This is a genomic window from Streptomyces sp. NRRL S-455 (assembly GCF_000717875.1).
In the GTDB taxonomy this organism is placed as follows: domain Bacteria; phylum Actinomycetota; class Actinomycetes; order Streptomycetales; family Streptomycetaceae; genus Streptomyces.
On record NZ_JOCT01000022.1, the window covers coordinates 80,827 to 103,422 of the forward strand.

At 71.4% G+C, this 22,596-nt stretch carries 20 protein-coding genes and 1 tRNA gene; 6 read left to right on the top strand and 15 right to left on the bottom strand.

The features are described from left to right. Positions 1 to 3: 3 nt before the first annotated feature. Entirely contained in the window at positions 4 to 984 is a 981-nt protein-coding gene (locus IE97_RS0127325) for a zinc-dependent alcohol dehydrogenase (protein ID WP_030245950.1), read from the bottom strand. 108 nt (positions 985 to 1,092) lie between these two features. On the opposite strand from IE97_RS0127325, the gene IE97_RS0127330 reads away from it, so the two are divergent. Continuing rightward, positions 1,093 to 1,863, top strand: coding sequence for a CDP-alcohol phosphatidyltransferase family protein (locus IE97_RS0127330; protein ID WP_030245953.1), 771 nt, complete (start codon positions 1,093 to 1,095; stop codon positions 1,861 to 1,863). 13 nt (positions 1,864 to 1,876) lie between these two features. Here the strand turns inward: IE97_RS0127330 and IE97_RS0127335 are convergent, their stop codons facing one another. Continuing rightward, positions 1,877 to 2,257, bottom strand: coding sequence for a winged helix-turn-helix transcriptional regulator (locus IE97_RS0127335; protein WP_030245956.1), 381 nt, complete (start codon positions 2,255 to 2,257; stop codon positions 1,877 to 1,879). Positions 2,258 to 2,373: 116 nt separating this feature from the next. On the opposite strand from IE97_RS0127335, the gene IE97_RS0127340 reads away from it, so the two are divergent. Then, positions 2,374 to 2,775, top strand: coding sequence for a RidA family protein (locus IE97_RS0127340; protein WP_030245958.1), 402 nt, complete (start codon positions 2,374 to 2,376; stop codon positions 2,773 to 2,775). Between the two features lie 8 nt (positions 2,776 to 2,783). Here the strand turns inward: IE97_RS0127340 and IE97_RS0127345 are convergent, their stop codons facing one another. After that, positions 2,784 to 4,295 carry an ABC transporter substrate-binding protein gene (locus IE97_RS0127345; RefSeq protein WP_051705146.1) on the bottom strand — a complete coding sequence of 504 codons (1,512 nt, stop codon included), beginning with the start codon at positions 4,293 to 4,295 and terminating at the stop codon, positions 2,784 to 2,786. Positions 4,296 to 4,417: 122 nt separating this feature from the next. Here IE97_RS0127345 and IE97_RS0127350 point away from each other — a divergent pair, with 122 nt between their 5' ends. Beyond that, positions 4,418 to 5,377: an ATP-binding protein gene (locus tag IE97_RS0127350; protein WP_030245963.1), complete on the top strand. Its 960-nt coding sequence runs from the start codon at positions 4,418 to 4,420 to the stop codon at positions 5,375 to 5,377. 31 nt (positions 5,378 to 5,408) lie between these two features. Here IE97_RS0127350 and IE97_RS0127355 read toward each other — a convergent pair whose 3' ends face one another. After that, on the bottom strand, positions 5,409 to 5,951 hold the full coding sequence (locus tag IE97_RS0127355; protein ID WP_030245966.1) for a hypothetical protein: 543 nt from the start codon (positions 5,949 to 5,951) through the stop codon (positions 5,409 to 5,411). Positions 5,952 to 6,125: 174 nt separating this feature from the next. On the opposite strand from IE97_RS0127355, the gene IE97_RS0127360 reads away from it, so the two are divergent. Further along, positions 6,126 to 6,743 (top strand): HD domain-containing protein, encoded by a 618-nt coding sequence (locus IE97_RS0127360; protein WP_030245970.1) that lies wholly within the window; start codon positions 6,126 to 6,128, stop codon positions 6,741 to 6,743. A 313-nt stretch (positions 6,744 to 7,056) separates the two neighbouring features. Here the strand turns inward: IE97_RS0127360 and IE97_RS42260 are convergent, their stop codons facing one another. The 10 genes from IE97_RS42260 to IE97_RS0127410 form a co-directional block, all read right to left on the bottom strand. Next, a complete protein-coding gene (locus tag IE97_RS42260) occupies positions 7,057 to 7,719 on the bottom strand; it encodes a hypothetical protein (protein WP_158708346.1) in 663 nt (220 codons plus the stop codon). Positions 7,720 to 7,837: 118 nt separating this feature from the next. Continuing rightward, positions 7,838 to 9,883, bottom strand: coding sequence for a ThiF family adenylyltransferase (locus IE97_RS0127370; protein WP_030245974.1), 2,046 nt, complete (start codon positions 9,881 to 9,883; stop codon positions 7,838 to 7,840). Between the two features lie 154 nt (positions 9,884 to 10,037). Next, positions 10,038 to 10,604, bottom strand: coding sequence for a hypothetical protein (locus IE97_RS0127375; RefSeq protein WP_158708347.1), 567 nt, complete (start codon positions 10,602 to 10,604; stop codon positions 10,038 to 10,040). A gap of 61 nt (positions 10,605 to 10,665) precedes the next feature. Then, the gene (locus tag IE97_RS39415; protein WP_158708348.1) at positions 10,666 to 12,090 is read right to left on the bottom strand and encodes a serine/threonine-protein kinase; all 1,425 of its coding nucleotides are present in this window, start codon (positions 12,088 to 12,090) and stop codon (positions 10,666 to 10,668) included. Between the two features lie 293 nt (positions 12,091 to 12,383). Beyond that, the gene (locus IE97_RS0127385; protein WP_030245982.1) at positions 12,384 to 13,238 is read right to left on the bottom strand and encodes an alpha/beta fold hydrolase; all 855 of its coding nucleotides are present in this window, start codon (positions 13,236 to 13,238) and stop codon (positions 12,384 to 12,386) included. 75 nt (positions 13,239 to 13,313) lie between these two features. Further along, on the bottom strand, positions 13,314 to 14,228 hold the full coding sequence (locus IE97_RS0127390) for a YceI family protein (RefSeq protein WP_030245985.1): 915 nt from the start codon (positions 14,226 to 14,228) through the stop codon (positions 13,314 to 13,316). Positions 14,229 to 14,365: 137 nt separating this feature from the next. Beyond that, complete coding sequence (locus tag IE97_RS0127395; protein ID WP_030245987.1) at positions 14,366 to 15,211, bottom strand: NAD(P)H-binding protein; 846 nt, start codon at positions 15,209 to 15,211, stop codon at positions 14,366 to 14,368. A gap of 25 nt (positions 15,212 to 15,236) precedes the next feature. Then, positions 15,237 to 16,337: a maleylacetate reductase gene (locus tag IE97_RS0127400; protein ID WP_030897252.1), complete on the bottom strand. Its 1,101-nt coding sequence runs from the start codon at positions 16,335 to 16,337 to the stop codon at positions 15,237 to 15,239. Further along, positions 16,334 to 17,203: an intradiol ring-cleavage dioxygenase gene (locus tag IE97_RS0127405; RefSeq protein WP_030245994.1), complete on the bottom strand. Its 870-nt coding sequence runs from the start codon at positions 17,201 to 17,203 to the stop codon at positions 16,334 to 16,336. The genes IE97_RS0127400 and IE97_RS0127405 overlap by 4 nt, the downstream gene beginning before the upstream one ends. Positions 17,204 to 17,267: 64 nt before the next feature. Beyond that, complete coding sequence (locus IE97_RS0127410; protein ID WP_030245997.1) at positions 17,268 to 19,007, bottom strand: FAD-dependent oxidoreductase; 1,740 nt, start codon at positions 19,005 to 19,007, stop codon at positions 17,268 to 17,270. Between the two features lie 157 nt (positions 19,008 to 19,164). On the opposite strand from IE97_RS0127410, the gene IE97_RS0127415 reads away from it, so the two are divergent. Then, the gene (locus IE97_RS0127415; protein ID WP_030245999.1) at positions 19,165 to 20,910 is read left to right on the top strand and encodes a helix-turn-helix domain-containing protein; all 1,746 of its coding nucleotides are present in this window, start codon (positions 19,165 to 19,167) and stop codon (positions 20,908 to 20,910) included. A gap of 87 nt (positions 20,911 to 20,997) precedes the next feature. On the opposite strand, the gene IE97_RS0127420 is transcribed toward IE97_RS0127415, so the two are convergent. Further along, positions 20,998 to 21,082: transfer RNA gene (locus IE97_RS0127420), tRNA-Leu, on the bottom strand. Positions 21,083 to 21,224: 142 nt separating this feature from the next. Here IE97_RS0127420 and IE97_RS0127425 point away from each other — a divergent pair. Then, on the top strand, positions 21,225 to 22,556 hold the full coding sequence (locus IE97_RS0127425) for a DUF2254 domain-containing protein (RefSeq protein WP_051705148.1): 1,332 nt from the start codon (positions 21,225 to 21,227) through the stop codon (positions 22,554 to 22,556). Positions 22,557 to 22,596: the final 40 nt, after the last annotated feature.

The window sequence follows — 22,596 nt, forward strand, 5'->3', positions numbered from 1 at the left end:
GCGTCAGGTGTTCTCGTCGTACCGGACGCGGTGGCAGAGCGCCGGGATCTCGCCGGAGGCCAGTTTCGGCAGCACGTCCGGCAGGTCCCGGAAGGCGGACTCGCCGGTGACGAGGGCGTCGAGCGCCGGGTCGGCGAGCAGGTCGAGAGCGACGGCGAGCCGGTCGGCGTAGGTGCGGTTCGGGCGGACCGGGGAGACGGTGCCGACCTGACTGGAACGGATGACGAGCCGCCGGGAGTGGAAGGCCTCGCCGAGCGGCAGGCTCACCTTCCGGTCGCCGTACCAGCTCAGTTCGATGACGGTCCCCTCGGCGGTGAGCAGTTCCAGGGACCTGGCGAGGCCCTGCTCCGTGGCGCTGGCGTGGACGACCAGATCGCGGTCGCCGAGAGCGTCCTCGGGTGAGGCGAAACCGACGCCGAGCGCCTCGGCGACCTTGGCGCGGGACGGATCGGCGTCCACCAGCTGGACGCGGACGCCGGGGAACCGGGCGAGCAGGGCGGCCACCGAGCAGCCGACCATGCCGCCGCCGACCACGGCGATCCGGTCGCCGACCAGAGGCGCGGCGTCCCACAGGGCGTTGACCGCGGTCTCCACCGTCCCGGCGAGGACGGCCCGTTCGGCGGGCACCGAGTCCGGTACGGGCGTCACGGCGCTCGCGGGGACGACGTACCGCGTCTGGTGCGGGTAGAGGCAGAACACCGTGCGGCCGGCGAGCGATTCGGGCCCCTCCTCCACCACGCCGACGTTGAGGTAGCCGTACTTCACCGGGCCGGGGAAGTCGCCCTCCTGGAAGGGCGCGCGCATCGCCGTGTGCTGGCTGACGGGCACACCGCCGCGGAAGACGAGCGTCTCCGTGCCGCGGCTCACGCCCGAGAACAGCGTGCGGACCAGCACCTCGCCCTCGCCGGGCTCCGGCAGGGCGACGTCCCGGATCGCACCGTGCCCCGGCGAGTCGATCCAAAACGCACGTCCGGTGTGCTTCATCGAAGTCCTCCTGAACGATCCGGAAGCCGCCTGCGTACCGAGGGATGCACAGGCCGCGCACAAGGTAGCGGCGTTGATCGACTCTGTCACACGGCCGGAGGGTGTTCGGTGGCCCTGAACAACACTTACGACGCGAGGCTCGTACAGCAGGAGACCGCCGTGGGGGCGGGCGTGCAGGTCCTGCTGCTCGCCCTGATCGGCACGGCGATCGGGATGGGCCCGGCGGGCTGGCTGAGCGGCCTCGCGTTCGGATTCGCCACCTGGGCGGTGCTCTCCCGTGCCCTGCACCGCTCCGGGTCGCGCAGCTTCGGCGCGGCGAACCGGGTCACCCTCGGCCGGGCCACCCTCGTCGGCGGGGTCACCGCGCTGGTCGCGGACTCCTTCCAGAGCTCGCCGCCCGTGTCGTTGTTCGTCGGTCTGACGGCTGTGGCCCTGATCCTCGACGGCGTGGACGGCAAGGTGGCCCGCCGCACCGGCACCTCGACCCCGCTGGGCGCGCGCTTCGACATGGAGGTCGACGCGTTCCTCATCCTGGTGCTGAGCGTGTACGTGTCGATGCAACTCGGCCCGTGGGTACTGCTGATCGGCGGCATGCGGTACGTCTTCGTCGCCGCGGCCAAGGTATGGCCCTGGCTGACCGCGGCGCTTCCGCCGAGCACCGCCCGCAAGACGGTCGCGGCGCTCCAGGGCGTGCTCCTGCTTCTGGCGGGCGCCGATCTGCTGCCGTACGCGGCCAACTTCGGTGTGGCGGCCACGGCTCTGGGCCTGCTGGTCTGGTCGTTCGGGCGTGACGTGCTGTGGCTGTACCGGACCTCGCGGGTCACCGAGTCCGAGGAGTCCCCGGCCCCGCGTCCGGTGCCCGAACTGGTCGCGGGCTGACGCCCGGGCCCGTTCAGGCGTCGAACCGGTCGCGCGCCGCCTCGATATGGCCCAGGTACCGGTGGGTCCAACCGCAGAGCAGGTCGACCGTGGCGCGCAGGGCCCGGCCCGGTTCGGTGAGGGTGTAGTCGACTCTCGGCGGCACGGTGGGGTGCACGGTCCGGTCGACCAGCCCGTAGCGCTCCAGCATCCGCAGGTTCTGGGTCAGCATCTTGTGGCTGACCCCCTCGACCGCGTCCCGCAACTCGCTGAAGCGCAGGGTGTCCTCGCCGAGGGCCTCGATGATGAGCAGTGCCCACTTGTTGGCCACGTCCGAGAAGATCTCCCGTGCCAGGGAGTCCGCCCGCCGCAGGTCCGCGTTCTCGGGCAGGTCTCTCAACTGCTTGGTCACCATCTGGTTCCCCAGTCACTGAAAAGTGCGTTCTTCCAGGTCGGCGTTCACTCTCCTACGGTTTCCGAGTAACCACAAGAGAGCGCGGGTCCGCGCTCGGCGGAAGAAGGACGGGAACCATGACCACCACCGACGTCTACGACCACGGCATACCGGCCGAGAGCCACTTCGGCTACGCGCAGGCGATCAGGTCCGGAGACCTGATCCATGTCTCCGGACAGCTCTCGTTCGACGACGCGGGCGACTTCCGTCCCGAGGACGACTTCGCCGCCCAGCTCAAGCAGACCCATGTCAACATCGACAAGGTCCTGGCCCACTACGGCGCCACCCGCAACCAGATCGTCTCCCAGACGGTGTACGCCGTGGACCTGATCCGGAACGCCGGACCGGCGGCGGAGGCCAACCGGGCCTATTTCGGCGCCCATCGGCCGGTCACCACGGCCCTGGGGGTCACCGAACTGACCTTCCCCGGACAGTTGGTCGAGATCAGCTGCGTCGTCGACACGAGGCTGCCCGCGTGACGCGCTGATCAGCGACGCGTCCCGGCCCCCACCAGGGTCCGCTCGTACGGGTCGAGGATGACGCCCCGGACCTTGGTGGAGACACCGGCGATGATCTGCTGGTGGGCGAGCGGCACGACCGCGTCCGTGCCGAGGATCCGGGCCTCGGCGGCCATGGCCGCACCCTGCCGCTCCCCCGTGCCGTCGGTCCCGTCGGCCTTCCTCACGGCCCGGTCGACGTTCTTGTCGCACAGCAGGGCCAGGTTGTAGCCGCCGTCGCAGGTGTAGTCACTGGCGAGGATGCCGACGGGGTCGCCGGTGTCCAGGAGGCTGTTGCGGGCGCCGATGAACGCGTCGAACTTCCCGGCCAGCGCGTCGCTCTCCAGCCGTGAGTACTCACGCACCTCCAGCTTCACCTCGAAGCCGGCCTTCTGGAGCTGCTGTTGCACCACCTGGGCGACCTCGGGGAGTTCCGGCCGGTTGTCGTAGGTGGCGAGGGTGATCCGCGCACCGCCGGGCCGAGCGGCGTCCGCGCGCCCGGCCGGCTTCACCCGCTGGCTCTCGGCCCAGGTGACGGCGGGGCCGTAGATGCCCGCGCCCGGGTCGGCGTACCCCTCGAAGACGCCCTTGACGATGGCGGAGGAGTCGACCGCCTCGCGGGCGGCGGCCCGCAGCTTCGGGTCCTTGAAGGGCCCGGAGCGGGTGTTGAGTTGCAGGCTCGTGGTGCGAGTGGTGCCGGCTTCCTTCAGGGTGGCCTTGTCGAGCGTGGCGGCCTGGGCGACGGGGATCGCCTCGGCGATGTCGACGTCACCGGTGCGCACGGCGTTGGCGCGCGCGGTGCCGTCCTTGACGAAGCGGGCGTCGATGCCGGACGCCTGGGCGCGGCCTCCCCAGTAGTCGTCGAAGCGGTCGAGGGTGGCGGAGCCGCCGCCGCTCACCTTGGTGATCTCGAAGGGTCCGGTGGCGGTGCCGACCGGGTCGGGGTTGCCCTTGCCGTACGCCTTCGGGGAGAGGATCGCCAAGCTGGGGCTGGACAAGCGCATGGGCAGGACGGGGTCGGCCGTCCCGGTGGTGATGCGTATACGGCGGCCGCCGTCGGCCTCGGCGTCGAGGGTGACACCGGCGAGGGCGGTAGGCGCCGGCTTCGCCTTCGTGGCACGGGTGAGCGCCTCGGCCACGGCCTGCGGGGTCACGTCCGTGCCGTCCTGGAAGGTGGCCTCGCGCAGGGTGAACTCCCAGGTGCGGTCGCCTTCCCGGCGCCAGGACCGGGCGAGCGCGGGGGTCGCGCCGCCGTTGGCGTCCAGGGCGGTCAGCCCCTCGGTGACGCCGAGCCGGCTGAGCAGCGTGGCGTCGGCTCCGTACGGCGAGAAGTTCTCGGCGGGCGGGAACGCGAGGGCGACGCGCAGGCGGGATCCCGACTGCCCGCCGTCCGGCGACGACTCCCCACCCGGGGAGGCGAAGCAGCCGGCCAGACCCGGGAGGAGGACGAGGGCGGCGAGGAACCGGACGGGACTCTTGATGCTCTTGACACGCACTTGCACAGCATATGCATCTAGGGGGAGCAAAGACCCACCCCCCTAACGGCCCAGGGGATTTGACACCGACGACGATCACTCTCTAAACCTAGCCACATGACATCCATTTTCAAGAAGGTGGCGCGGCCGTGAGGGTCGCTTTCGTCGGCAAGGGCGGCAGCGGCAAGACCACCCTGTCGGCTCTCTTCTCACGCCACCTGGCCCGCTCCGGCGCCCCCGTCCTCGCCGTCGACGGCGACATCAACCAGCACTTGGCCGAGGCGCTCGGCCCCACGGAGGTGTCCGCCCCTCCCCTGGGCGAGCACCTGGCCTCGATCAAGGACTACCTGCGCGGCACGAACCCACGCATCACCTCCCCCGAGGCGATGATCAAGACCACCCCGCCGGGCCGCGGCTCCCGCCTCCTCCGCCCGCTCGGCGACGACGAACTCCAGGCCCGGCACGTCGGCCGCGCGGGCGGCGTACCACTCATGGTCACCGGCGAGTTCGACGAGTCCGACCTGGGCGTGGCCTGCTACCACTCCAAGCTCGGCGCGGTCGAGCTGTACCTCGGCCATCTGGTGGACGGCCCCGGCGAATACGTCGTGGTCGACATGACAGCGGGCGCGGACGCCTTCGCCTCCGGCCTGTTCACCCGCTTCGACATCACCTTCCTGGTGGCGGAACCCACCCGCAAGGGCGTCTCGGTCTACCGCCAGTACCGCGACCACGCGGAACGATTCGGGATCCGTGTCGCGGTCGTCGGCAACAAGGTGACCTGCGAGGAGGACCTGCTCTTCCTCAAGGAGCAGGTGGGAGACGACCTCCTCACACACCTGGTGCAGTCCCCCTGGATCCGCGCGGCGGAACAGGGCCGCACCGAACCCGGCCCGGACGCGCTGGCGTCCTTGGAACCGCACAACCTGCACGCCCTCCGCGTGCTCCGCGAGACGGTCGACTCCCACGTCCGCGACTGGGAGCAGCTCCACCGACACGCGGTCGAGTTCCACCTGCGCAACGCGCGGGCGTGGGGAGACGCGCGGACGGGAGGGGACCTGGCGGCGCAGGTGGACCCGGGGTATGTGCCGGGTCCGGCCGCCCCGCGGTGAGACGCGCCGCACCCACCACATCCGTCCCCGGCTACTCGATCCCGGTGGCGTCGAGTAGCCGGACCACGTCCTTGCGCCCGTACCCGAGCAGTCGGGCGCGGTCAGCGGCCATCAGCACCAAGTGCGCGACGATCTTCGCGGCGTATCCGTTCTTGTCGTCCGCGTCGAACCATTCCTGGGGCTTCTCGACACCCAGGCTGTTCATCACCAGCCCGTACTCCCGTCGGACCTCCGCGACGGTACCGGCGACCGCGTCCATGAGCGTCTTCCCCGGCCGCTCGCACTCCATCGCGAAGCACCCCCAGTCCACCGGCACACACCCCTCCGGCGGCCGCGCCCGCAGCCCCGCGTACCTCTCGTCCTCGAACCCGGCAGTCCGGAACTCGTCGTGCACCAGCGAGAACCGATGGAACCCGGGCGGAACCGGAGGCGGTGGAGGCGTGTACTCCCACCCGGCGTCCTCGTACAACTGCCGCTTCACCTCTTCTTCGTCGGCATGCGTCACAGTGAAGCCGTTGGCCTCGTTGCGCCCGGTCGTCGTGCCGTCGGGGTTGCGGTGGAAGTGCAAGCCCATGGTGTGCTCCCGCTGTTGTCGTGATGGCAATGGACGAAAAGCCCCCGTCACCAGCTCGAACGGCCCGCGATCCCAGCCCGTGCCCGCTTCTCCGCAGCCTCACCCGATCGCGTGAAAACAGGTGGCGTGGGAACTGGCCGACTGGGCGGGATCTGTGGTTGTTACGCTCCCACGGTGAGCATTCCGGGCCCCGCAGAAATCCGAGCGCTGCACGAGAAGCACGCGCCCACCGCCGAGGCGTTCACGCTCGTCCACACGCACTGCGAGATCGTCTGGGGAGTCGCCGAGCAGCTCCTCTCCGCGCCTCATCTCGCTCACCTCGACGCCGAACTGGTCCGCGCCGGCTGCCTCCTTCACGACATCGGCGTCTACCGCCTCTACGGAGACGACGGACGGCTGGACCACGAGAACTACATCCGGCACGGCCTGCTCGGCCACGAGATCCTCGAAGCGGAAGGCTTCCCCGAAGCCCTCCGCCGCTTCTGCTCCCACCACACCGGAGTGGGACTCACGCGGCACGACATCGTGAGCCAGGGCCTGCCTCTCCCTCCCGCCGACTACCTGGCGGTGACCGAGGAAGAGAGGCTGGTGATGTACGCGGACAAGTTCCACACCAAGTCCAGGCCGTCGGTGTTCCTCTCCCCCGACGAATACGCCGCCCATGTTCGCCGTTTCGGCGCGGACAAGGTGACCGCTTTCCAGGCCCTGCGCGCGGAGTTCGGCGACCCGGACCTCAACCGGCCGGTGCCGTGCGGCGGCAGCATCCACCGGGTGGCCGGGTCCGATAGGTGACTCACGGCGACGAACACGGCAAACCCCCCGCCCAGGCGTCGTCGTTGACCTACGGTGACGTCATGACGACGGAGCCTCTCCCCCTCCTCACCCCGACCGGCACCTGCTGGTGCGGATGCGCCAAGAAGGTCGGCGTCGGATCCTTCTTCGCCCCCGGTCACGACAAGGTGGCCGAGGCGGCACTGCTGGCGGTCGAATACGGTTCCGCCGTGGCCCAGTTGCTGCACGCACACGGGTACGAGGACGCCGGTACGCCGTGCTCGGTCCGGGCGAGGGCGTATGGGCGGTGGTGGGCATCGCGTCGAGCGACCGGTCATCCGGGCCGTCGGAAGAGCAGCAGCAGAGAGACCCCGGCGATCACCGCCGTGACCGGCCACATCCTGAGTGCCCATGGTCCCAGTGCCGTCAGCGCGGCGAAGCCGTAGAGAGCGGCCGACCAGCCCAGCAGGGCGTGGAGGGTTGCGGGCAGAGACCTGGACCACCGCAGTACGAACGCCGCGGCCACCGCGACCGCGGGGTAGAGCCATTGCTTCTCCGCGGCGGGCCCGCTGAACAGGACGTACTGGACCAGGTCGGGGAACCAGGGTGCGGTCTCCGCCCGCACGGCGAGCTTGGTCGGCCCTGGCCAGGACAGCCGGACCTCGTCGGCGAGTTCGAGGGGAAGCGCCCAGCCCGTGGCCAGCAGGACCGTCCACAGCAGTGCGCTGAGGGCCGCGGCGTGGCCGAGACGGCTGGGCTCACCTGTGCCGAACCGGGGGGTGCGGTTCGCGGGCGCTCCACTGCCCCGGGGTCTCGTCGCACTCGGCCTCGAGGCGGGACGCGGCTTGGAGGGCTGAGCAGGCGTGCGCCGGGAGCGTGATGGCGCGGACTGGGCGTGAGATGCGGACCGGGGGCGTGGCATCGCGGACCCCCGGCTCTGCTCCGCCAGGCGTCGCAGACGTGCCTCGCGCATGCGTCTGAGTTGCTCGTCTCCCATGATTCCCGGGTGCTCCATGTCATTCGTTCGATCGAAGGCGCCGGCGCGGTCGGCCGTGGGGGACGGGCAGCACTGGTGAAGCCGGCTGTCGTGCGGGCCGTTCCGCGTGGCGGTGCGACTACCGGGAGCCGGGGCTGGAGACCGCCCGGCGGGCGCGGAGAGCCTGCTGCATCTGTTCCGTGGTCGCCGAGTCCCTTGTACTGCCGTACTCCAGCGGGTCGACGCGGCGGGGTTCGTCGCCGCAGACCGGACAGTCCGGGCGCCGTCCGGTGCGGACCCAGATGCTCTGGAAAGCATGCTGTCCGGGCGCGTTTTCCATGACTTTCGGGAAGAACCAGTGGTCCGGTTCCATGGCCATCAGCACCATGGGCAGGTGCTCCGCCAGGGGCTTCGCCAGGAAGTGGGTGATCCGGTCCTGCGCGTCGTCGTGGAGCAGCGCCAGGGCGATCTTCGCGCCGGACGAGGCGACATGCTGGATGTCGGGCAGCAGTCCGGGGACCGCGAAGCTGCGGCCGGTTCCGTAGTCCGTGTCCGGCCGCATCCCCAGGTTCCCCAGGGACTCGCGGACACCCCCGGTCGAACACGCCCAGCACGGCAGCGGTGGCTTGGTGAAGACGACCTCGCCGCCGGCCGCCCCCTGGTAGAGCCCGACGAAGACGGCCGGCTTGCCGGACCAGTAGGCGAGGTGGTTGAGACGTTGCTGGGCGGCATTGTCGTCGGTCGCTGCGATGATCAGGTCGACGTGTGGCAGGGTCTTCATCCACCGCTTGGGCTTGATGTCGCCGACGCTCGCCTTCCAGGCCCGGCTCCTGATGCCGGGGTTGACGTTCCGCAGGTGACGAGCCGTGGCGTTGGCCTTCGGCGAGCCGATGTCGTGGGCGGTGAACAGTGAGCGGCCGATGTTGGCGGCTTCGACCCGATCGGGGTCCACCACGGTCATCCGGCCCACGCCGGACCTCACCAGTACGTCGGCGAGATAGGAGCCGACCGATCCAGCGCCCACCAGCAGGACGTGGCGGTGGGCCAGGGCCGGCGACAGGAGGCCGCCGGTCCGCGCGAACAGCGCCTGTCCGAGGGATGCGCGGCCAGTCAGACCGAACCACCCGCCGGCCCGGCGCAGCACGCCGCGGTGGGCTGGACGGGTGGGCAGGGGCGAGGGGCCCGGTGCGGCGGGTGTGCCGGACGCCTGCAGCGTGCTGGGGGCCGGTGCCGGCGCACGCGAGACGGCGGGCGCCGGAGCGGTTCGCTCGGCGTGCCCGTCCGGGGTGAGGGGCTGGTGGCCTCCCGGTGTCGGTGCCGCGGCTGCCTCCGGTGCCGCTTCCTTCGGCGTCCCGCCGCTTTCCGGTGCCCGGGGCGTCATCGCCGTGCCATTCAGTTGCCGGGTTCCCGGTGCCGGCACCGCGTGCGCCCCGTTCGGGGTGCCGAGCATGGACTGGAACGCACGTGCCAGACGGTCGACGGGAGCGGACGCGAGGTCCCACGGCAGCGCGAGCACATCAGCTCCGCCAAGACTGTCGAGGGTGTAGAGGACAGGTGCGGCGAAGGGGAAGTGCGCGGTCACGAAGAGGTGCCGGCCCGGCCCGAACAGGGCATCAGGCAGCGGCACGCTCACCCCGTTGATGTCGTCGAGCACCTCCACCGAGCACTCGAGGAAGGGCAGACCCGCCCGTTCGACGGCTTCGCGCAGTGGGATGCGGATCGGGCGCATCCGTTCCAGGGTGAACCGGGGGCCATCGAACGTGCCGCAGAAGAACGAGATCCGGACGCCCGGGGAGGGGCGCAGTTCGTGCGGCCCGAGCGTGCTGCCGCCGTCGTGCGTGACGATCGGCGCGATGTACCGGCCGAGTTCCGGATTGGCCTCCAGGGCCGTGGCGAACTCGTGCCGGTCCTGATGGGAGGGTTGGGGCGTCCGGGCGGGGTGGGAGTGGACGATGCCTTTGAAGCGTTGCGCGCCGGACTGCTCCCGCCGGGTGATCTCATCGAGCAGCCACTGGGAGTTCTGGTACTCGACGCGGGTCACCCGCGCGGTGGGATCGTGGATGAACGAGGTCACCACGTCCTGCCCCCGGAGCCCCAGCAAGGCGCCTCCCTGCTCGGGCTGCACGGCTCCGAGGGTGCCGTCCAACGCGTCGAGGACGAAGTCGAAGATGCGGACAGGCAGCATGCCGGAGTCTCCTCAGCGGATCGGGAAAGCACGGGTGAACTCCGGCAGTCCGCGATCGCGGGCTGCCGGGCCTTCTCACGGCGGTGCTTTCGAAGCTCGCTGCGGGCTCCGGTGGCTTCGGCCGTGCTGTCAGCGGTGGGCGGGAGCGGCTGGGTCACTGATTGTGGTTGAAGGGGAACGAATGCCCCATCTGTACGAAGTCGACGCCGAGTGCCCACACGGCGGAACGCGAGTACGCGGTCTCCAGGTCGGGCATGCCGCTGCCGGTGCTGCTGCTCAGGCAGATCTTGCCGCTCTTGTACAAGTGGTTGCCGTGCTGGTCGAGCTTCGGAACGCTCTCCATCGGTGGTTCGAGCAGCCGTACGTCGTACTGCGTGCCGTTGAACGTCGCGCACATCACGTAGGTGTTCCCGAACTCCGTCGTGATGCTGTAGACCCATCCCTCCGCGCCGGGGGTGTCCTCGTAGTAGGCGTTGGCGGGCAGCTTCCGCTGTGCGACGCGCCGCTCCTCGGCGAGGCGCTGCCCCCTGCTCAGCACCGCGAAGGTGCCGTGCGGGACCTTGGACAGCGGTGCGTCCCCCTCGGTGCCGGCGCCCAGACGGACCCGGCCGGTCCGGTCCACGTACACCTGCTGGTCGGGGACGGTGGGCGCCTCGGAGTTGCGTCGCTGGCTCGCGAAGAAGCTGTCGCGAATGGCGTTGAGGTCATACATGTCTGCCACGAGCGGGTCGCCTTCTGCTCGAAATGATGGAGAGGGGGTCGGTCTCGGACGGCCGTGCCGGTCAGGCGCGCAGGGCCGGGTATCCGGCCAGGCAGCCGCGCAGGGTCCTGGTGTCGTCCCCGTCGGGGCCGAAGAACGTGACGTGATCGGTGAGCAGCGCGTCGAACAGTCTTCGCGCGGCGGCGACGTCACCTGCGGTGTAACTCCAGTGCGCCTGGTCGAAGCGTGCTTCCAGAAGGGTCCGGTCATCCGCGCCGATCGCGCCTCCCACCGCGGCGAGCAGCTCACCCAGCTGAGCGGCTGCCTCCGCGGGCCGACCGCACTCGCCGGTGTACCGGGCGAGGTTGAGCCGGCAGAGGATGGCGATCGGGTCACCGGCGGGCAGCCGCGTCATCAGCTGAGTGCGCAGAATCGTCAGCAGCGACACCGCCTGCTCGGGCCGGCCCGCCTCCTGCATGGTCCGGCCGAGGTTCAGCGCGATCAGCCAGGTGACGCGGTGGTCGGCAGAGAGCGCGTCGACGGCGTTTCGGAGGACCTCCTCCAGAAGGTCGGCGCGTTCGTGCGGGCTCGTCACGGACATGGCGCCCTGGAACTCGGCCTCGATCCGGTGCACGGCTCCGGCCTGGTCAACGGCGGCACGGCGCCGCCGTCGCCCGGGAGCTGTGCCCATGGAACCGATCCCGTCGAGGCGGGCGAGCACTTCAGCCGTACCTGTGGGGCGGTCGGTGGGGGACTTGGCGAGGAGTTCCCGGACCAGGTCGTCGAGCGGGGCGGGAACGTCCGGCCGTTCGACGCGCAGGGAAGGAACGGGTGCCTCCCGATGCGCGTTCCAGTAGTCCGTGAAATCGGCCGCGTCGGGGAAAGGCCCTCGACCGGCGATCGCCTCGAAGAGGATGCACCCCATGGAGTAGAGGTCGGATGCGACGCTGGGAGCCCCACCCGTGAAGAGTTCGGGCGGTGTGTAGGCGGGGGTTCCCACGAAGTAGCCGTGCCGAGTGACCCCCGTCTCGAGGAAGCAGGACTCCCTTGTGGAAAGGGGACGGGCGATACCGAAGTCGATCAGGACCAGCCGTGACTGTGCGCCGCCCGGCAGTGAGGCGCCCGAGACCGGGCACAGCATGAGATTGGCGGGCTTGAGGTCGCGGTGCACCAGGTCCCGCGCGTGGACCATGGCGACCGCCTCGCACAACTGCCGGACCAGTGACAGCACTTCGGGCATTGAAGGCCGAGGGCGTGCGGCGAGGTACTGCTGGAGGGTGAGGCCGTCCAGGAACTGGGTGATCAGGTACAGGCAGTACTCCTGACCCGAGAGTTCCGCGCTCACGTCGTAGATCTTGACGATGCGCGGGTCGTCGATGGCCGCGAGCACTTTCGCTTCCCGGACGAAACGCTGGGCGAGCTCGTCAGTCGGCGTGCGGACCCGCAGGGACTTGATCACCACTGTGCGGTTCAGCAGCAGGTCCCTGGCTTTCCAAACGTCAGCCATCCCCCCGGAAAGCCGTTCACAAAGCTCGTATCTGGCCGGTTCTGTGGTCGGCACTCCCACTTTTCCTCCGACGAATGTGGCGGGAAAAGCACGGTGACACACCGTCAAGCATGTGACCATCCGTTTGCCTGATATTTCACCCTAGAGGGTGATGAGAGGGGGCGTGAGGCATGGCGGGACCTCGACGCCGCCCGAGGGAGACCGCCGACGGGCAGGCTCCTTCCGGCCATGGGCGTCACCATCGCTCCGATGCCGCACAGATGGGGACCCGGAGCACGTCCCGACGTCCGTGTTCAGTGACCGCCGGCGCCGCCCAGGAAGGCCGCCAAGGCGGTCACGAACCGCTCCTGGTCGTCCCGCCACGGGAAATGCCCCGCCCCGTTCTGCACGACGAGCTCCGCTCGCGGGAACAGCCCGGCATATTCCTTCATCACAAGCGGCGGCCCCGCCACGTCGTACTCCCCCGCGAGGACGAGGACGGGCAAGGGAAACGCGGCGAGCGCGGCCCGGACGACATCGGTATCGAAGGCACCGTCGGAGGCGTACAAGGCCGCGGCCTCGTCGTTCCGCTGCCGCTGCTCCGCCGCACGGAACGCCCGTGCCTCGTCGTCCCACCGGCCGTACCAGAAGGGGGCGACGGCGTCCCAGTCGTCTGCCGTCGCCCGGCCGGACGTGATCGCCTCCAGGGACGCGTACGCCGGGGCGAACCACGGTTCGTCCCGGCGCAGGCGGGCCGTCTCCAGGCGGTCCTCGGCGGTGATGTCGAGGCCGACGGCGAAGACACTGGGGGTGATGAGGGCGAGCCGCCCCACGTGATCCGGATGGCCGGCCGTGTACAGAGCGGCCAGGTTCGCACCGGCGGAGTGCGCGAGCAGGTCCATCCGCTCCAGGCCCAACTCCTCACGCAGCGCCTCGACATCTGCGACCTGCCGGTCACAGCGGTACGACGCCGGGTCCGGCGGCACCGCTGACCGGCCGGTGCCTCTGAGGTCCAGCCGGATCAGGGTGCGGTGCGCCGTGAGACCACCGAGGTCCCCCAGGTACACGGAGTCCTGCATGGGCCCTCCGGGGAGGCAGACCAGAGGCGGGCCGTCTCCCGTCACGTGATAGGCGAGGGTGGTGCCGTCCGGGGCGGTGAAGGTGGGCATAGGCGCGAGGCTGACAGAGGGCGGAGCCCGGGGCAACCGGATATCCGCGGGAGCGGGCCGGGGCCGTTGTTCCGGCTATTCCGGTGGCGTCGGGGTGTCGTGGGTGCGGTACATCGCCTGGACGTCAAGCTCCAGTTGCACCGTCGGGCCGACCACCGCGATGCCCCGGGCCAGCATCGAGCGCCAGTTGAGGGTGAAGTCCTCGCGATGCAGTTCCGCCGTCGCCAGGGCCGCGCAGCGCAGTTCCTCCCCGTAGCCGCCGTTGACCGTGCCCAGGTACGTCGTGTCGAGCGAGACGGAGCGGCTGACGCCGTGCATCGTCAGCGAGCCCAGCAGCGCCCACTTGCTGCCGCCCCGGTAGGCGAAGCGGGTGCTCACGAAGTCGATGTACGGGAAGCGGTCGACGTCCAGGAAGTCCGCGGACCGCAGGTGGTTGTCGCGGGTGGTGTTGCCGGTGTTGATGCTGGAGGCGTCGATGCGGACACGCACCCGGGAGTCGGCCATGTCCTGGGCGATCTGGATCCCGCCGTCGAAGCGTTCGAAGCGGCCGTGGACGTGGGCCATGCCGACGTGCTTGGCTATGAACCGGATCGCGGTGTGCGGCGGGTCGAAGAGCCAGGTGCCGGGCGCCGGCAGCTGGAGGGCTTCGGCCGGTCGCAGCCAGACCCGCTCGGTGGGCGTCGACACGCCCGCCGGGACCTCGACGGTCTCGCGGTGCGGCTGGAGGCCCTCCGCCGCGATCATCAGGCTGTACCGGCCGGGGGGCAGTGCCGCGACGAAGTAGCCGTACGGGTCGGTCGTGCCTCGGGCGGCCACCCGGTGGGTGTCCAGGGCGGTGACGGTGACGTCCGCGGCGGCCAGGGGCGTGCCCATCGGGTCGACGACCTCGCGGGCCACGGCGCCGGCGCCGGACGGGAGGGGGAGGGCGAGGCCCGCCGCCGCGGCGGAGGCGCCCTTGAGCCGCCGTCGCCGGAGCAGTGCGAGGGCCATGTGCTTCACCTTTCTTCGGGTGCGCGGCCGAACGGCGGCGGTTCAGCGCACGCCGACGGCCGCACCTTGCTGCGGTCACACCCCCTTGTCGATCTTGCCAGTCCCGGAATCGGTCCGGGTGTCTCATTTCGAGACAGTCAGGCCCGCCGCGCCTTGAAGGAGTCCGCGTGCTCGGCTGCCCACTGGGCGAAGGGGCGCGCGGGGCGGCCGGTGACCTTTTCGACGGTGGCGGAGACCGTACGGCCCACCTCCGGGGTGTTCCCGTACGCCTCGAGCAGGAAGCCGATCACGTCCTCGGGGAGGTAGGCCGCCCGCCACTGCGCCACGGCCTGCTCCTCGGTCAGCTCGACCAGGGCGATGTCCCGGCCGAGTTCGGCGGCGATGGTCGCCACCTTGTCGCCGACGGTGAGCACTTCGGGCCCGGTGATCACGTACTCCTGACGGCCGTGCCCCTCCTCCGTGAGCGCGACCGCGGCGACGGCGCCGATGTCGCCCTCGTGGACCATGGCACTCAGCCGTGCGACGAACGGCTCGCGGACCTCACCCGAGGCGATGATCCCGTCCACCCATTCCAGGGCGTTGGCCATGAACTCAACGGGCATGAGGACGGTCCAGTCCACACCGTCGTCGGCGCGCACCACGTCCTCCAGCGGGGTCGGCCCGCCGCCGTGCAGCACGGTGAGCCGGCGCACGCCGGCCGAGCGGGCCAGTTCCAGAATCCGCGGGCCGGTCTCCAGCGGGGTGAAGGCCGCCCCGCCGAAGGTGATCAGATGGAGGCCGGTGATCCCCTCGAGGGCCGGGGCCAGGCTCTCGGGCCGGGTCAGATCGCCCTCGGCGATCTCCACCCCGGCCGGGAGAGCGGCCTGCGCGGCGTCCCGGGTGAGGGCGCGGACCTCGTGGCCCCGGGCGAGGAGTTCGGCGACGACCTGACGGCCGACGGTTCCGGTGGCTCCGGTGACAAGAATCTTCTGCGTCTGGGTCATGCCAGGACCGTAGGAGCCCTTGCGGTCATCCGCTGTCCGCGAGCCGGAGTCGAGCCGGCTCCGGTGGGCCTCCCTCGTAGGCCGCGAGCAGCACGGCCCGGACGCCGTCCGCCGTCACCGGGCGCGGGTTGGCGTAGGGCTCGCCCGCGACCTGGTTCGCCGCCGGTGTCACGTCGCCTTGGGCCAGGCCGAGTTCGGCGAGGGACCGTGGTGCGCCGAGGCGGCCGACCAGGTCCCACAGGGCGCGGGGCACGTCCTCGGTGTCGAGGGCCCGGCGCAGTACGGTCAACGCTTGTGGGGCGGCGGGGGCGTTGTAGGCGAGGGCGTAGGGCAGCACCACGGTGTGGGTCTCGGCGTGCGGCAGTCCGTACGTGCCGCCGAGGACGTGGCACGTCTTGTGGTGCAGCCCCATCGTGGTGGCGCCGAGGCAGGAGCCGCACAGCCACGCCGCGTACAGGGCACGGCTGCGCGCGTCCAGGTCCTCCGGGTCTGCGGTCAGCCGCGGCAGAGCTTCGGCCATGGCCCGCACGCCCTCTTCGGCCATGACGGAGATGAGCGGTGATGCGTCCGGGGCGTACAGCGCCTCGACGGCGTGTGCCAGCGCGTTGACGCCGCTGGTCACGGTCAGCGCTACCGGGAGGGAGAGGGTGAGCCGGGGGTCGTAGACGACGCTGCGGGGCTGCACGGCCGGGTCGCGGCCGGTGCGCTTGGTGCCGTGCTCGGTCAGGCCCCAGACCGGGGTCATCTCGGAACCCGCGTAGGTGGAGGGGACGGCGATCAGCGGCAAGCCGGTGCGCAGGGCGATCGCCTTGCCGAGGCCGATGGCGGAGCCGCCGCCGACCGCGACGCACCCGTCCGCCCCGGCCGCGCGTGCGGCGGCGACGGCCCGGTCGGCGTCCTCGACGGGCACGTGCATCCGCGCCTCGGCGTGCACGCCCGCGCAGGTGTCGCCGAGGGCGTCCGCGACGGCGCGGGCGACGGGTTCGCCCCGGTGGCCGCATACGACGAGCAGTCGCCGCAGACCGAGGCGTGCGGCCTCGTCCGGGGTGGCGGTGACGGCGGCGCCGGGACGGAAGACGACGCGTACGGGGCGGGTCTCGTAGGAGAAGTCGTCCTGGAAGGTCATGACGCGCGCTCCAGGACGAGGTCGAAGCGGGCGTGCCGGAAGGGGTTGGGCACGCCGAACTCCCGGGCGAGGGACGGGTCGTCGGTCATCGCGAAGTCCTGGACGAGGCTCCGCTTCACGGCGAACACCGCGTCGGAGTCGAGGTAGTCGCCACCGGCCACGAAGATGTGGGTGGTGACGGGCGTGTGTTCCGCGGCGGTGGCGATGAAGTGGATGTGCGCGGGACGGTAGGGGTGCCGTCCGGTCGCGCGCAGCAGGTCGCCGACCGGGCCGTCGGTGGGGATCGGGTACGGCGCCGGGACGCAGGTGCGGAACCAGAAGCGGCCCTCGGTGTCCGCGGTGAACAGTCCGCGCCCGTTGCCGGCGGGCTGCACGCCGGGCTGCTGGACGTCGTAGTAGCCCTTGTCGTCGGCCTGCCAGACGTCGACGGCGGCGCCGGGCAGCGGGGTGCCGTCCTCGGACCGCACCCGGCCGCTGACGACGCACGGCTCGCCGCCGCCGACCAGGTCGATGTCGTCACCGAGGGCGCGGACCGGCGACTCGGTCATGTGGAAGGGCCCCAGCACGGTCGACTCGGTGGCCCCGGGCGCGTGGTGGCCGTGGACGGTCTCCACGAGCATGGAGAGGCCGAGCACGTCGGACAGCAGGATGAACTCCTGCCGGGTGTCGGTGCAGGCCTGTCCGGTCGCCGTGAGGAAGGCGATCGTCTTCTCCCACTCCTCCTGCGTGAGCCGGGTCTCGCGCGCGAAGTCGTGCAGGTGGCGGACGAGGCCGGTGAGCAGCTCGCGCAGCCGCGGGTCGGCGGTCCCGCGGAGACTGGCGACGGCCTGCTCGGTGACGCTGGCCCCGGTCGCGTCGGTGGTCATCCCCGGCTCCTCGTCGTCGGCGTCCGCTTCTTCCGTTTCTTCCTCTTCATCCATGATGGCGCGCTCAGGCGTGTCCGAGGATCCGCCGGAGAGCGTCGGCCAGCAGCTCTCCGGCGTCCGGGGCGGCCGAGGCGTGCCGGAAGGCGACGAACCCGTCGGGGCGGACGAGCAGGGCGCCTCCGTCGGAGATCTCGCTGAGTCGCGCCCAGTCCCCGTAGGGGTCCTCGTACTCCTGCCCGGGGCCGATCACCACCGTGGCGATCTCCACCTCCTGGGCTTCGGCAGCCCGCACCCAGGCCTCTCCCCCGATGCCGGTCAGCAGGGTGAAGCGGCCCCGGCCGGCGGTGTCGAGGGTGGACAGGGTGCGGGTGCCGGAGGTGATCCAGGCGTGCGGGAGCCGGGCGCCGGGACGGGAGGAAGGCTGGTGGTACAGCTCGGGGTCGCGGTCGAAGCCGGGGTCGGGTGTGCCGTCCGGGACGATCGCCCCGGAGGTGTAGCGCTGGTTGAGGTCGACGCCGTGCGCGTTGAACTCGTAGACCTTGAAGGCGATCGCCTCGCGCAGTTCGGCGCGCTGCTTCTCGGCGGCCGCGGTGGCGTCCTTGCGGGCGGCGATGTTGGACCAGAGCTGCTCGGGGGTCTGCGGGGAGAGGCCGTCGAGCGCCTCGAAGATGGGGGCGGTTTCGCGGATGGAGCGGTTGGCGCGGGTGACGATCTGCCGGCCGATGGGCGCGCGTTCGGCGGTGTAACTGTCGAGCAGCCTGGGGTGGGCGGTGCCGTCGAGGACGAGCTTGAGCTTCCAGGCCAGGTTGTAGGCGTCCTGAATGGAGGTGTTGGAGCCGAGGCCGTTGGACGGCGGATGGCGGTGCACGGCGTCGCCGGCGCAGAACACGCGACCGTTCGCGTACGTCTCGGCGTACATCTCGTTGACGGTCCACGCCGAGGTCGATTTCACGGTCACCGGTACGTCGTCGTCCCCGACGAGTCCCCGGACGATGGACTCGGCGTACTCGGTGGTCAGGTCGGGGGCGCCGGCGGTCACGTCGTAGCCCCAGACGATCAGCCACTCGTTCCAGGGGCGGACGCAGCGCACCAGACCCGCTCCGATGCCGCCGACCGTCGCGCCGGGCGCGAGGACCCAGTAGAGGGTGGAGGGGCGGTGGGCGGTGTACCGGGCGAGGTCCGCCTCGAAGACGATGTTGATGCTGCCGGCCACGCCCATCTGGCCGCCCATCGGCAGACCGGCGTCCTCGGCGACCTTGGACCGTCCGCCGTCGGCGCCGATCAGGTACTTGGCGCGGATCTCGTACGTGTCACCGCGCAGCCGGTCTCGGACGGTGGCCGTGACGCCGTCGGCGTCCTGGGTGTGGGAGACGTACTCGTTCTGGAAGCGGAGCCGGGTGCCGCGGGCGACGGCCGCGTTGACCAGGACCGGCTCCATGAGGTGCTGCGGCATGTCGCACATGCGGGTGGGGCTGGCGAGTTCGTGGGCGGCCTGCACGAGCGGGTCGTTGCCCCAGGAGCGCACCCGGCCCAGTTCCTCGCCCGCCAGGCTGGTGCAGAAGGTCGTGTTGCCCATCAGGTGCTGCGGGGTGGCCTGCGCGATGACCTCGTCCTCGACGCCGAGGTCGCGCAGCACCTCCATGGTGCGCTGGTTGGTGATGTGCGCGCGGGGGGTGTCGGCGAGGCTCGCGTAGCGGGTGACCACGATGTTGGGCACGCCGTAGGTGCTCAGGGCGAGCGCGGCCGAGGCACCGGCCGGGCCACTGCCCACGATCAGGACGTCGGTCTCGACGACGGTGGACACGGGGTGCTCCTGCGAAGAGAGGTCGGGCGGCGGGGAGTTGGATGTTCATGATCATGGCGTGCTCGGTCCGGCCGCGGGTGTCTCATTACGAGACACCCCCGGGGGACCGACCCGCGGTTGTTGGGCGTTCAACGGAACCCGCTACGGTGGCTGTGCCGTGACCACCACAGACCCCTCCCCCGCAGCCACCACCCTGTCCTCGCTGCGCCTCGCCCGCGAGCGCTTCCTGTCGGGATGCCCGCTGCCCGACGGCGTGCCGGAGGAGGTCGTCGCGGCGTGGCGGCGGGCGCGGTTCTTCGGAGTGCCGCACGACTTGGAGGGGCCGACCGCGGGCCCGGCGCGACCTGTCGATTCGGCGCTGATCGCTGCCGCCCGGCCGGTGGCGGACCGGATCGTCCCCGCCCTGGGCACGGGCGGGTCGGTCCTCGTCCTCACCGACGAGCGGCTGCGCGTGCTGTGGACGGCGGGAAGCATGGCCGGGCTCGACGCGGGCGCGGTTCTGTCGGAGCAGGAGGTCGGCAGCAACAGCGCGGCCCTGGCTCTGCGCACCCGGCGCCGGGCCGAGATGCACGGGCCCGAGCACTTCCTCGACCGGTGGCAGGACGTGTCCGCCGTGAGCGTTCCGCTGCTCGGGCCGGAGAACGGTCAGGTGCTCGGCACGGTGACCGTCGCGTCGCCGCTGTGCGCGGTACGCCCGCATCCGCAGGCGGCCCTGGCCGAGGCGGCGGCGACCGCTGTGGAGGCGGAGCTGCGGGCGCGGGCGGGGCGGGTCGAGCGGGTGCTGCTGGACGCGTACCTGCGGGCCGGGCAGGACCGGGCCGTGGCTGCCCTCGACGGCCGCAACCGGCTGATCAGCGCTGCCGCGCAACGGTTGGCGACGTCGGAGGTCCTGGCGGCGCTGGAGCGTAGGGCGGTCAGCGCGCGGCACGCGGACGGCACGGCTCCGGCGACGTCGCCCGAGGCGGCGGTGGTGTCCGGGCTCGTGGAGTTGCCGGAGGGCGCCGGGTGCACCGCACGGATCAACCCGGTGCGTCTGGACGGAGCGGTCGTGGGAATCGTCGCCCTCCTGGAACCGGTCGACGCTCCGCCGCCCCCGGTGCCGGGCTCGTCTGCTCCGTCGGTTGCCCTGACCGGCTCCTCGGGCCCCTGGCGGCACGCCGTCGGTCGCGCGGTCGAGCTCGCGCGCTCCCGCGAGCCGCTGCTGCTCACCGGTGAGCGGGGCGTGGGCAAGTCCGCCCTGGCCCGGGAACTGCTGGGGCCCGGCCCCGTCCAGGAGGCGGACGCGGCGCGGGACGCCGGACTGGCACAGGCCCTGCCCGCCTGGCAGGCCGACCGCCCACTGCTGCTCCGTCACGCCGAGCGTCTCGCACAGCCCGGCGTGGCCGCGCTCAACTCCCTGCTCGACGCGCACCCCGACACCCCGCTCCTGGTCACCTACACGCCCGGCACTCCGGTCGGCCCCTGTCTACAGCGCCTGCTGGACAAGCTGTCCGCCCGTTCGGTGACCCTCCCCCCACTGCGGGAACGCACCGAGGACATACGGGAGCTGCTGCCGGCCCTCGCCCCGCGGCCGGCGCCCGGGCAGCCGCCCTTGACGTGGACCCTCGACGCCCTGCGCGCCCTCGAGCTGTATCCGTGGCCCGGGAACGTCACGGAGCTTGCCCATGTCGTCCGGGCTCTCGCGGAGCACCGGCGGCTGTCCGGGCCGGTCCGCCGGGCGGAGCTGCCGGACGCCGTGCGGGAAGGACCGGCCGCGCGCCCCCTCAGCCCGATGGAACACGCCGAGCGCGCCGCGATCCTGGAGGCCCTGCGCCTGCACGGCGGCAACAAGGCCCGTGCGGCGACGGCGCTGGGGATAGGAAGGGCGACGCTGTATCGCAAGCTGCGGGGATACCGGGGCTGAGGAGCTGGGCGCGGTGGGCCACCCGGGCCTCGTCGGAAAACAGCTCGGGCGGGTCGGGAAGCTTCCCGACCCGCCCGAGCTGGTCCGTGTCCGAGGGGGGACTTGAACCCCCACGCCCGATAAAGGGCACTAGCACCTCAAGCTAGCGCGTCTGCCATTCCGCCACCCGGACGAGGTGTCCGCCGCCTCGCGGGGGCTGTTCCCCGCGGCGACAGGGACAACCATACCAAGGTTTCGGAGTGCCTTTCACCTGCGTTTCCTTCCATATGGCGGGGGTCCGGGACCTCGCCCTGCGATACGCCTAGGGTCACACCATGAGTGACTGGATGGTTACGCAGAGCCCTCTCGCAGGGCGCCGCCCGCGTGCGCTGTCGCCCTTCAGGGAGCATCTGCGGGACACGTTCTGGTTCGCCCCGACCGCCGCGATGGTGAGTGTCTTCGTGGTCTGGGTGGCGGCGCAGGCGCTCGACACGGCCGTCGTCGAGGCGCTCCAGGAGGACGGCGACTACGAGACGCTGGACGAGCTGCTGCGGTTCGCGCAGGACGCGAAGACCGTCGTGAACGTCGTCAGCTCGGCGATGATGACCTTCATCGGTGTCGTCTTCAGCATCTCGCTGGTGGCCGTGCAGATGGCGAGCGGGCAGTTCACCCCCCGTGTGGTGCGGCTCTTCGTGCGCAGCCGGATCACCAAGGCGACCTTCGCGGTGTTCCTGGCGACCTTCGTGCTGACCCTGCTGGTCCTGACGGCCTTCGACACCGCCGACGACCCTCGTGACGTGTCGACGCTGCCTTTGGTGCAGTCGGTCCTCACACTCTGCATGGTCGCGCTGAGCCTGCTGCTCTTCGTCCTGTACGTGAACGCCACACTGCGGCTGATGCGGGTCAGCCATGTGATCGCGCGGATCGCCGCGGAGTCCTTCCGGGTGATCGCCTCGATGCCCGCGCCGACGGGCGGACAGGACATGCCCGGCCTCGGTTCCGTGACCGCGTGGGTGCCGCACGAGGGCCGGGCGGGTGTGCTGCGGGACGTGCACGTCGCACGGCTGGTGCGGGTGGCGCGCAAGCACGGGGTCGTGCTGCGGCTGGTCCCGCGGATCGGGGACTTCGTGGTGCCGGGCACGCCTGTGCTGGCGGTGCACGGCGGCTCCGCGCCGCCGCGCGGCGCGCTGCGCTATACGACATCGGTGGGCGTGGAGCGGACCTACCACCAGGATCTCGGCTTCGGGCTGCGGCAGTTGTCCGACATCGCGCTGCGCGCCCTGTCTCCGGCGATCAACGATCCGACGACGGCCGTCCAGGCGCTGGACCGTGTCGTGCAGCTCCTGGCCGCGCTGAGCCGGTATCCACTGGACGCCGCCCTGCACCGCGACCGCGACGGCACGGTGCGGCTGGTGCAGCCCGTGCCGGGGTGGACCCAGCTGGTCGATCTGGGGTTCACCGAGGTACGGGGATGCGCTGTCGGGAGCCCGCAGGTGTCGCGCCGGATGCTGGCCGGGCTGGACGACCTGATGCTGCTCGCGCCACCGGAGCGCCGCGAGCCGCTGCTGCGCCATCGCGAGCTGCTCCGCCAGGCGGTCGACGAGTCGGCCCTGAGCCCGGCGGACCGCGCGTTCGCCCTGCGCCCGGACCGGCAGGGCATCGGCTGACCGGCTCCGGCCGGCCGATGCCCCGGCGGTCTCTGCTCAC

Excerpts from the sequence above, each read along its gene's own strand:
- IE97_RS0127325 (WP_030245950.1), bottom strand. The coding sequence starts at position 984 with ATGAAGCACACCGGACGTGCGTTTTGGATCGACTCGCCGGGGCACGGT.
- IE97_RS0127335 (WP_030245956.1), bottom strand. The coding sequence starts at position 2,257 with ATGGTGACCAAGCAGTTGAGAGACCTGCCCGAGAACGCGGACCTGCGG.
- IE97_RS0127340 (WP_030245958.1), top strand. The coding sequence starts at position 2,374 with ATGACCACCACCGACGTCTACGACCACGGCATACCGGCCGAGAGCCAC.
- IE97_RS0127355 (WP_030245966.1), bottom strand. The coding sequence starts at position 5,951 with ATGGGCTTGCACTTCCACCGCAACCCCGACGGCACGACGACCGGGCGC.
- IE97_RS42260 (WP_158708346.1), bottom strand. The coding sequence starts at position 7,719 with ATGGGAGACGAGCAACTCAGACGCATGCGCGAGGCACGTCTGCGACGC.
- IE97_RS0127370 (WP_030245974.1), bottom strand. The coding sequence starts at position 9,883 with ATGCTGCCTGTCCGCATCTTCGACTTCGTCCTCGACGCGTTGGACGGC.
- IE97_RS39415 (WP_158708348.1), bottom strand. The coding sequence starts at position 12,090 with ATGGCTGACGTTTGGAAAGCCAGGGACCTGCTGCTGAACCGCACAGTG.
- IE97_RS0127385 (WP_030245982.1), bottom strand. The coding sequence starts at position 13,238 with ATGCCCACCTTCACCGCCCCGGACGGCACCACCCTCGCCTATCACGTG.
- IE97_RS0127390 (WP_030245985.1), bottom strand. The coding sequence starts at position 14,228 with ATGGCCCTCGCACTGCTCCGGCGACGGCGGCTCAAGGGCGCCTCCGCC.
- IE97_RS0127395 (WP_030245987.1), bottom strand. The coding sequence starts at position 15,211 with ATGACCCAGACGCAGAAGATTCTTGTCACCGGAGCCACCGGAACCGTC.
- IE97_RS0127400 (WP_030897252.1), bottom strand. The coding sequence starts at position 16,337 with ATGACCTTCCAGGACGACTTCTCCTACGAGACCCGCCCCGTACGCGTC.
- IE97_RS0127405 (WP_030245994.1), bottom strand. The coding sequence starts at position 17,203 with ATGACCACCGACGCGACCGGGGCCAGCGTCACCGAGCAGGCCGTCGCC.
- IE97_RS0127425 (WP_051705148.1), top strand. The coding sequence starts at position 21,225 with ATGAGTGACTGGATGGTTACGCAGAGCCCTCTCGCAGGGCGCCGCCCG.